Origin of the sequence: Parasphingorhabdus sp., from assembly GCF_049667325.1 — a bacterium.
Taxonomy (GTDB): Bacteria; Pseudomonadota; Alphaproteobacteria; order Sphingomonadales; family Sphingomonadaceae; genus Parasphingorhabdus.
The window spans coordinates 1-9,231 of sequence record NZ_JBATHY010000028.1 but is presented as its reverse complement, the minus strand read 5'-3'; the positions used below and the strand labels follow the sequence as shown (position 1 = coordinate 9,231).

The window sequence follows — 9,231 nt, the reverse complement described above, 5'->3', positions numbered from 1 at the left end:
CGGTAGAGACTTTAGATATTTTGGAAAACGGGGAGCCTCAGCGCTCCCCTTTTTTTGGCTATTTCCGGTCGGGAAGTGCCAGGGTGAAGGTATAACCTTTACCAGTCGAACTCTCGACGGTGAGACTGCCGCCCATAGCACCAGCGAGCCGGCGAGAAATAAACAGCCCCAATCCGCTGCCACCATCGCCGGATCGTCCAAGCCTTTCGAATTTCTCGAAAATCCGGTCCTGATCGTCCGCAGCAATACCGTCACCTTGATCGCTCACAGAAATCCGGGCAAATTCTTCATCGGCAGAAACACGCACTTTGATGACCGAACCGTCCGGCGAATAGCGGATGGCATTGCCAATCAGATTGACAAGAATTTGCAGCGATCGGCGAAATTCGCCGCGAGCCGGAAGTGTGTCACCCTCATCGGGAAGATCGATTCGTATCTGATGGTCGGAAGCCTTGACCGCCAACAAGCCGGCGGCACGGTGAGCAAGATCGATAAGATCGATATCATCCGCAGCAACCGTAAATTCTGGCCTTTCAATCGCCTCCAGATCGGAGAGATCATTGACCAGATCCAGCAAATGGCGTCCCGCCGAGGCAATATCCTTGGCATAGCTTGCATAATCGCCGCGTAGCGGACCTTCCAGCTTGCTACTGATCGTTTCGGCGTTGGCGATGATCTTGCCGAGCGGCTGGCGCAGCGCGGGACCCAGTTGGAAACCGAACAGGCTGTCGCTGATCAGTTTCCCGCCCACGGGCTTCGAATCTCCACCGCTTGTTTCGGAAATATCCGGGGCGGCGGTGAAACGATAGCCAGCATATCCTCCGGCGTTGTCGATCAATGGTTGCCCTTGCAGCACAAACAGGCGCTGGCTTCCGCCTTTCTCCCGCACCCGCTGATTGCGGATTGGTTGCCGCTCGGCGACTGCCTCGAGCAATCTTGCGTGGGCTGAAGGCGGAATGACATCATATATATCGAGCAGGGACTGGCCGATGGCGTCGGAAACCTGTGTAGAATCGCTCGGCATTTGCTGAGCTATAATCCGCAATGCGGCATCGGTCCTGATCGCGCCCCGGCCTTCCAACCGGTCAAAATCCCGTTCGCGTGCCGGATCCAACTTTTGCGAATCTTCGTGAGGGCGCTCTTTCCAGTCGATAATGGCAAGGCTCAGCTGCTGCTCTTTTTCTGGCGTAGCAAGCCGGGTTTCAACCCACATATCAATCCGGCAGTCGTCATCAGACGCCTGTGCCGGACGCGACAGGTTCATCCCCAGCCGCCTGCTGAGCCGGCATAATTCTGCAAGCTCAGGCACGGCCAGCGGTCCACCTTCGGAGCCGCCACTGCGCAGATGCAGCCGCATGAGCAGCGGGTCAGCCGACAACAGCAATCCGTTGACATCGACCTGTGCCCGCACCGGTCCGGCCAGTTTTTCCGATGCCGTCATTTTCCGTTATCGCTCAAGCTATCATCGGCAAGAATTCGCCGGGCATTCTGGTAAGCGCGAGGTGCCGCCCATCTCGATACCAAAGCCAATGACCGGTCCCGGTCGGTCTCTCCATAGGTTGCTGCGGTCAGAATATGGTCATCGCCATCGAGAGCCGCGAACACGGACAGCGCCTCGGGAGCAGGATAATCTGCCGCGCGCATCGCCACTACGAAGCGCACCATGTTCGGTTCGGCGGTGAAGGCAATGATCTGGTCACCGGTCAAGCCGGATTGTCTGGCCAGTCGCGCAATGAACAATGACAGGCCATCTCTCATCGGATGCGGAACTTGATTCCCGGAAATATCGGATTGCTCGAGCAATTGAGCGAGCCGGTCCGCCTTGCGCGCCACTGCGGCACTCTCGTCATGCGAGGCCAGCAAGCGTTCGGTTGCCTGTTGCAATTGCAGGCCTGGCAGGTCTGAAATTCTGGTCAACGCTGCGGTTACCGGCCAGGCGAAAGCATAAGCGATTTCAGCCGGCATATCTGCGAGGCTCGCGGACATTTCGCCCACTGCACCAGAGGTCTTGGACTGCGCGACCAGCAGGCCCATAGCAGCTTCGGCGATGACTGGATCACCATGATCCAGATGTCGGGTCAATGTCGCCTCGAGATCCTGTTGTGAAATTTTCTGCAACAATCTGGCAGCCAGTTCGCTATGCTGTGCTTTGACGAACAGATGCTGGACAATTTCCACCGCCTTGAACAGTCCGGAATTTTCCAGCAGGCGATAGGTCTGGCCGGCATCGCCTTGCCCGATCTTCACGAGTGTTTCGTGAGTGACTCCAAGTTCCTTCGTCGCAACTTGGCAGATACATTGTTCAATCTGTCCGATCATATTGCGCAGATATTGCCGTGCATTGGACCGCATGCGATCGTTAAACACGACGTCGGTTTTGGGAAACAGGGCCCGAGCGAAATCATCGGCAACAAACGAGCTTTTGTCGTCCATCGCCGAAGCCGCTCGGATGATATCGTTATGCATCGTTTCGTTCATCGAAAAAACTCGCTGTGCCATAGCTTGGCCGTACGCTAATGTGGTTAACAAGCCGCTAAGCGGGCTGTGACGCTATTCGTCCTGCAAAGCGGAATTGTCCGCCGAATCCTTCGTCAAATAACGATCGAAAACCAGAAGCAGGGAGGAATAAAGCGCTGCACCATAGAGGCCAAATGCAAACTGCCCCAAAACGGTTGCGACGAGCAAGACAAGCAAAGTCAATCGCATATCCGGCTTGACCAGTGCGAGGCGCTTGTTCACCGGGCCGGCCTTCAAAATCAGCAGATGGGCGAGCAACACAGCGGCAACAACCATATTCGGTGCCAATGTCGTCCCGTCGGACGCCTGAACGACAAGGATTGCCACTACGCTTGTCGCGAGCAAATCCAGAGCCTGACCGGTCCAGTCGCGTATCTTCACCGCGTTGCCAAATTGTACCATGGCGGCCCGCGCAAATTGCGCCACACTGGCGAAAAAAAGCAGGGCCAGCGATGCGACAGGATAGCTCAACACCGCCGTAATTACGGCCGCAATTCCAGCGGTCAGACTAAAAATTCCGAGATATTGAGGTGCAGCCTTTTTCTTCCAGAGCCGCGGGAGGCTGCGCTTGGTCAAAGGCTGCAACAGAAAGCGGTTTAAAAAATTGCCGTTCTGCGCGGGCATGTTTCTCAACTGGCGGCGGGTGAATTGCTCTGCACTGACTTCGCTTTGAACATGAGCGATCGCTCCCGAACCCATTCTGCGGTCAGATATAATCGCGCGTGGGCAATCGGCCTGAACCGCCGTTCTGAGCAATGCGGAACCGACTTCCCATTCGTCGGGGATGTCAATCAGAGCGCTCAGCCGGGACGCATTGAGCGAGACGATACCCAGCCAGCGCTGGTTGAGATCGATGCGTTCGAATTCCTGATACTCCTCGCCGTGCAGCACGGTGAACAGCACCTCCTGCGGCGCCCCGCTTAACTGATCGACAATCTCTGGATTGGGCAATATCCCATCGGCGATATAGATCAGGTGATCCTGATCGCTCGCATATTGCACGAGATCGCTGGGGCTACGGACATATTCAGCATCCAGCCCCTGCTGCTTCATCGCATCAATCTTTTGTAAAAGGGCGCCATGCGTTACCGGACACAGGAATATGAATTTCTCGCAGCCAAACCGCTGCGCGGCCCTGATCTGCAAGTCGAGCAAAGTCCCGTCGAACAACGGTAGCAAGGCAATTGGGCCGTTTCCGTCGAGATCGTCTTTAGCCAGGGAAATCAGTGCCAGTTTCACGAATATAGGGGTCCTGATCGATGGATGGGAAGGTTGTTCCCGTCCATAGATGGTGACGCCCAAACATGCCAAGCGATAATCTGGTAGAGGGTGCTGTCAATGCGCGGGAAGCGAAAACTTAGTCCCGATGGACCTCGACGGCCGCAACGGCCCGTTGCAATTTGCGCAGAATCACCGGATCGCCCGGTGCGGAATGGGCGGCCTCATCGGCCAGTTGCAGGATTTTGGTCGCGGCAAAGCTTGCGGCCAGTCCCTTGAGACGCCATGCAGCATATTCCCAGTTGGCATCGCAACGCGCTCTGCCCAAAAGGTCAACTTGCCGTTTCGCACTTTCCAGAAACGCCTCACGCAATTCCGCGACAAGGGACTGATCGTCCCCCACTGCAGCCGTTAAAGCGGCATCCAAAGCCCCGTAATCAAATGACATTTGGCTCTATTACAACTGATATGGTTAACTTATGGTTTCCATGATCTCATATTGTGTTAAATAGTCCCTATGGCAGGTGAATCTAAGATTATCGGGATGTGGCGCGACCGGGACGAAAGTCCAGTTGACGACCAGACAGTGGCAACTTCGGGTGTAGAAAGTGACGCGCCCGATCCGGAAGCGGATCATCGGGAATTACCTGAAGAAAACCAGCAAAATGGGGACAATTTGTCAGAAGACAGCTGGAACCACTATGCCGACGACATAGCGCCTACGCCCGCCCGGTCCCGGTATATTCCGGTGCTCCTTCTGGTTGTTTCCATCCTCGGCTGGACCGGTTTTTTTGCCTGGGCAAATCGCGACATTTTTACAACTATACCAACGCCCCAGGCTGGCATTGACCTGCTAACCCAATGGTGTCTGCCGATCGCGACGCTCGGCGTCGCATATCTGCTCTATATGCGCAACAGCACCAGAGAGGCGAGTCGCTTTGCCGATGTCTCCTCATCGCTGCGCGCCGAGTCCACGATGCTGGAAATGCGGTTGAAGACCGTGAACAACGAACTCAGTGTCGCCCGCGAATTCCTGAGTCAGGAAAGCCGCGAACTCGAATTCCTTGGAGACCAGTCTTCCGGCAAGTTGACATCCGCTGCCGAAATGATCAGGAAATCCTTGGAAGACGGTCTTGGCAAGATGGAGAAGCTGGATACCGTCGGTGATGCCGCTTATAAGAATCTCGAGCAGTTGCGCGAGCATTTGCCCGTGGTCATCAGCACCGCCAAGGATGTCACCAACCAGATCGGCAACTCCGGACGTACAGCGCAGACCGAAATGGCAGCGATGGTTTCAACCCTGAGAAAAATTGCAGACGTCGGCGCTGCGGCCAAAACCAGTCTCGATGAACTGACCGACAAATCAACCATCTCCGTCGAGAGCCTTGCGGCCGAAGCCGAAAGAATCAAAATCAATTTAACGAAACAGCTCGAAGACGCAGAGGCCGGTTCGAACCGGTTGGCTGGCTTGTTGACGAAAACGACCGCCGAAACAATCGAAGCACTCCACAAAACGCGAACCGGCCTGGCAACTGAAACGTCGGAATCGGCCTTGGCAATGCGCGTCGATCTCGACGCACTGGAAGCAAGCCTGGCAGCAGCCGGAAAAGTTGCGGATAACGAAGAAATTCGTCTAAAAACCCTGGCTGCGACGCTCAATCAGAATATCTCCGAAATCACGGAGAACCTTAAAAATCTCGACAATGAAAGCGGCGAAAAGACAGCCAAGCTCGCCTTTGCGATGACCGCGATGGAACAGAATAGCGCTGCTCTGAAGCGGTCGCTGGAAAGTGGCCACGGCGCCGCAGATGGCATGATCGAACGGATGGAAAAACTGCTCGTTGCGCTCGATAGCAGCGCGCGGGAAATGGATGAAACCCTGCCCATTGCTTTCGAGCGGGTCTCCGAGAAATCCAGGGAAAGCCTAGCGCTCTTTGATCAGATTGCCAGCGGAGCCAACAAGGCACAGGATGATGCCGGCAAAGTCGCACAACAAATAGCCCTGACCGACCAGTCGATCAGCGAACAGCAGGAACAGCTACGCCAGTTGCGCGAAGAGGGAGATGTTACCGGCAAGTCCATCGTCGAACAGATCAGCGAAATTTCCAAATCGCTTGAGGAAATCCGCCAACAGAATGAATCGCTGGCTGAAAGCGCGGGCGAGAAGCTGATCAGCGCTTTGCTACGGGTGAAGGACACGGCGAAACAGGCTTCCGAACATTCACGGGAAGTGCTTGAAAAGTCTATTGCCGGTTCGACCGAGGCTTTTGAAAAGGTGAGCGAAGAAGCACTCAACCGGATTATCGATAACAAGATCGGGTCAATAGCGCCGAAGCTGGAGAAAGCTGTGTCGAGCGCGGTTGCGACGACCGAGTCAACCGCTAAGCATCTCACCGATCAGTTGACCGCAATAGAGGATATGACAACAAATCTCGAGCAGCGCATCCTGTTTGCCAAAGAAAAGTCCGAACAGAGCAGCGACGAGAATTTCACCCGGCGAGTGGCCCAGCTAACGGAGTCGCTCAACTCCATCTCGATCGATGTCGGAAAGATCCTGTCAAACGATGTCACCGACACCGAATGGGCCGCCTATCTGAAAGGCGATCGTGGTATCTTCACCCGGCGCGCCGTTCGCTTGCTCGACAATCGCGAAGTGCGCGAAGTCCTGGCGCAATATTCAGCCAATGACGAATTCCGCGAGCATGTGAACCGCTACATCCATGATTTTGAAGCGATGCTGCGCGGTGTGCTGGCCACCCGTGACGGCAGCGCGATCAGCGTGACCTTGCTGTCATCGGACGTCGGTAAATTATATGTCGCACTGGCTCAGGCCATTGAACGGCTGCGCAGCTAGCGCATCCGTTCGCGGCTGTTGAAGAAATCAATGTCGTCCAGCGTGATCCAGCCATAGGCATAGTTGACATAGAATAGCCCGAAAGCGGCGGTTGCCAGCGCAGTCGTCAACAGCAACACCCGCAGCGGGCGGAAATTTACCGGCGCGCCATCGGCCTGCCCTCTGACCATCTCCTCACCCGATTCATGATGATTGCGAATGCCGATCGGCAGAACGATGAACGCCGCCATCACCCAGAATAATACGTAAATCGCGATGATGGAGGTAATTTCCATAGCGCTTTAAGCCTCCACAGTGAGCACCGAAACGATGGGCTTCTTGCCAGTCCACTCAGTCGCGCTGCGACGGACAAGCAGGCGAATCGCCTCGTTGAACTTGTCGATGTCGCCGACGGGTTGGGAATATTTGGCAACAATCTTGTCGACCACTTCGTCGAGGAAATCCTCCTCGTCTTCCTCAAGCGGCACGCCGTGCATTTTGAGCACCGGCTGCCCGAAGATATTGCCTTTGCGATCGAGACCGATAGCCACCGAAATCATCCCGTTATGCGCTGTTTTGCGCCGGTCGTTCAAGGTTTTTCCGTCAGCGGGAATGATCACATCGCCATCGACAACAAGCCGTCCGGTGCGTTCCTGTCCCAATATTTTCGGTCCATTGGGAGCCAGTCGTACAACATCGCCGTTCTGCTGGAATATGGCTTTCGGGATGCCGTGCTTGAGACCAAAGCGAACCTGGGTTTTCATATGACGGATTTCACCATGAACCGGGACCAAAATCTCCGGCCTGATCCAGTCGTACATCTGGGCCAGCTCGGGTTGCCCCGGGTGACCGGAAACATGAATATGTTCCTGACGCTCGGTAATCATCACGACACCCTTGGCCGCGAGCTGGTTCTGGATCCGGCCAATCGCAATTTCATTACCTGGAATCTGTTTCGACGAGAACAGCACATGATCGCCTTCGGAAAGCTTGATCTGGTGGCTGTCGCCGGCAATCCGGCCCAAAGCGGCCCTCGCCTCGCCCTGACCACCGGTTGCAATGATCATTACCTTGTCGCGCGGCAGGCTCATCGCTTCCTGGAAATCCACGGTCGGCGGAAAATCCTTGAGATAGCCGTTTTCGCGGCAATTTTCGATGATCCGGTCGAGCGAACGGCCCGCCACACAGAGCTTGCGGCCTGCATGGATGGCAACTTCGCCAAGAGTCTGGAGTCGGGCAGCATTGGATGCGAAGGTCGTCACCACGATCCTTGTGTCGATTTCCTCGACAACCCGCATCAGGTTGCGGCGCACTTCGCCTTCTGATCCGGATGCCTTTTCATTGAAGACGTTGGTCGAATCGCAGACCATCGCCAAGATGCCGTCTTCGCCGATCTGCTGCAGCGTTTCGGGCGAAGACGGCACTCCAAGAACCGGCTCGTCATCGAGCTTCCAGTCGCCGGTGTGGAAAATTCGGCCGTAAGGCGTGTCGATCAGCATCGCATTACCCTCTGCAATACTATGGGCGATCGGCAGATAGCGGAACCCGAATGGTCCGAGATCAAAGCTGCCCTCGTTGGGAATGATGTTGAGCTTGACCTGATGCTCCAGGCCGACTTCTTCCAGCTTGCGACGGATCAATCCTGCGGTGAACGGAGTCGCGAACAGCGGCACATCGAGATCGGCCGCGAAATAGGGGACCGCGCCGATATGATCTTCATGACCATGGGTCAGCACGATGCCGAGCAGATCTTTGCGATGCTTCTCGATAAATTCCAGATCGGGGAGAATCAGGTCGATCCCCGGATAGCTGGGGTCGGCGAAAGTCATGCCGAGATCGACCATCACCCACTTGCCGTCACAGCCGTAGAGATTGACATTCATGCCGATTTCGCCGGAACCGCCAAGGGCCAGGAAGAGAAGTTCTTTTTTGGATTTTGTCATTTAGCGTGTGTTGCTCGCTGATAGAGGAAGTGCAGGCCCTGAAGAGTCAGGTCTGATTCGAGATGGTCAAATGCGTCGGTATGTTGGTCAAAAAGTACGGCTAGCCCGCCGGTGGCAATGATCTTGGTCGGCCGGCCGATTTGCGCCTTGGTCCGCGCTACTAGCCCTTCGATCATCGCAACATAACCCCAGAAAATGCCAATCAGCATCTGGCTTTCGGTCGTGGTGCCGATGACATTGTCAGTCTCGGGCGATTCCAGTGCGATACGCGGCAATTGCGCGGTCTTGCCGACCAGCGCGTCGAGCGAAAGATTGATCCCCGGGGCGATCACCCCGCCCTTATAGGCGCCCTCATAGTCGGCGACGTCAAATGTGGTGGCGGTACCGAAGTCGATAATCACGATATCCTGCTTATATTTCTGGTGCGCGGCGATGACATTGAGCACGCGGTCGGCGCCGACTGTATCGGGCTGCTCGACGTCTAGTGCGACGCCCCATTCCGCCGCACCGCGGCCGGCAACCAGCGGGGTCACGCGAAAATATTTTTCCGAGAGAACCGTCAGATTGTGGAGTGCGCGCGGTACCACGGTTCCGATAATCACCGCGTCGACAGCGCCAAGCTCCAGGCCTTCCAGCTCGAGCAGCTGCCGGAGCCAGACGACATATTCATCTGCGGTGCGGCGAGCATCGGTTGCGATCCGCCAGCGCGCGCGAATGTCG

General features: G+C 55.9%; 8 protein-coding genes. 1 reads left to right on the top strand and 7 read right to left on the bottom strand.

Translation table 11 applies throughout. The features are described from left to right. Window positions 1-58 precede the first annotated feature (58 nt). From WBM93_RS01260 to WBM93_RS01245, 4 genes are all read right to left on the bottom strand, one after another. Window positions 59-1,441: a sensor histidine kinase gene (locus WBM93_RS01260; protein ID WP_424427360.1), complete on the bottom strand. Its 1,383-nt coding sequence runs from the start codon at window positions 1,439-1,441 to the stop codon at window positions 59-61. Further along, the gene (locus WBM93_RS01255) at window positions 1,438-2,478 is read right to left on the bottom strand and encodes a hypothetical protein (protein ID WP_424427358.1); all 1,041 of its coding nucleotides are present in this window, start codon (window positions 2,476-2,478) and stop codon (window positions 1,438-1,440) included. The genes WBM93_RS01260 and WBM93_RS01255 overlap by 4 nt, the downstream gene beginning before the upstream one ends. Before the next feature lie 72 nt (window positions 2,479-2,550). After that, window positions 2,551-3,756, bottom strand: a complete 1,206-nt coding sequence (locus tag WBM93_RS01250) for a hypothetical protein (RefSeq protein ID WP_424427357.1) — start codon at window positions 3,754-3,756, stop codon at window positions 2,551-2,553. 118 nt (window positions 3,757-3,874) lie between these two features. Then, window positions 3,875-4,183, bottom strand: coding sequence for an Hpt domain-containing protein (locus WBM93_RS01245; RefSeq protein ID WP_424427355.1), 309 nt, complete (start codon window positions 4,181-4,183; stop codon window positions 3,875-3,877). A gap of 69 nt (window positions 4,184-4,252) precedes the next feature. Here WBM93_RS01245 and WBM93_RS01240 point away from each other — a divergent pair, with 69 nt between their 5' ends. Then, a complete protein-coding gene (locus tag WBM93_RS01240; RefSeq protein WP_424427353.1) occupies window positions 4,253-6,589 on the top strand; it encodes a hypothetical protein in 2,337 nt (778 codons plus the stop codon). Here WBM93_RS01240 and WBM93_RS01235 read toward each other — a convergent pair. The 3 genes from WBM93_RS01235 to WBM93_RS01225 form a co-directional block, all read right to left on the bottom strand. Continuing rightward, a complete protein-coding gene (locus WBM93_RS01235; protein WP_424427352.1) occupies window positions 6,586-6,864 on the bottom strand; it encodes a DUF1467 family protein in 279 nt (92 codons plus the stop codon). The two genes, WBM93_RS01240 and WBM93_RS01235, sit on opposite strands and share 4 nt — an antisense overlap. A gap of 6 nt (window positions 6,865-6,870) precedes the next feature. Beyond that, the gene (locus WBM93_RS01230) at window positions 6,871-8,511 is read right to left on the bottom strand and encodes a ribonuclease J (RefSeq protein WP_424427350.1); all 1,641 of its coding nucleotides are present in this window, start codon (window positions 8,509-8,511) and stop codon (window positions 6,871-6,873) included. Next, window positions 8,508-9,231: type III pantothenate kinase (locus WBM93_RS01225; protein ID WP_424427348.1), on the bottom strand; the 724-nt coding region annotated here is incomplete at its 5' end. The genes WBM93_RS01230 and WBM93_RS01225, both read right to left, overlap by 4 nt.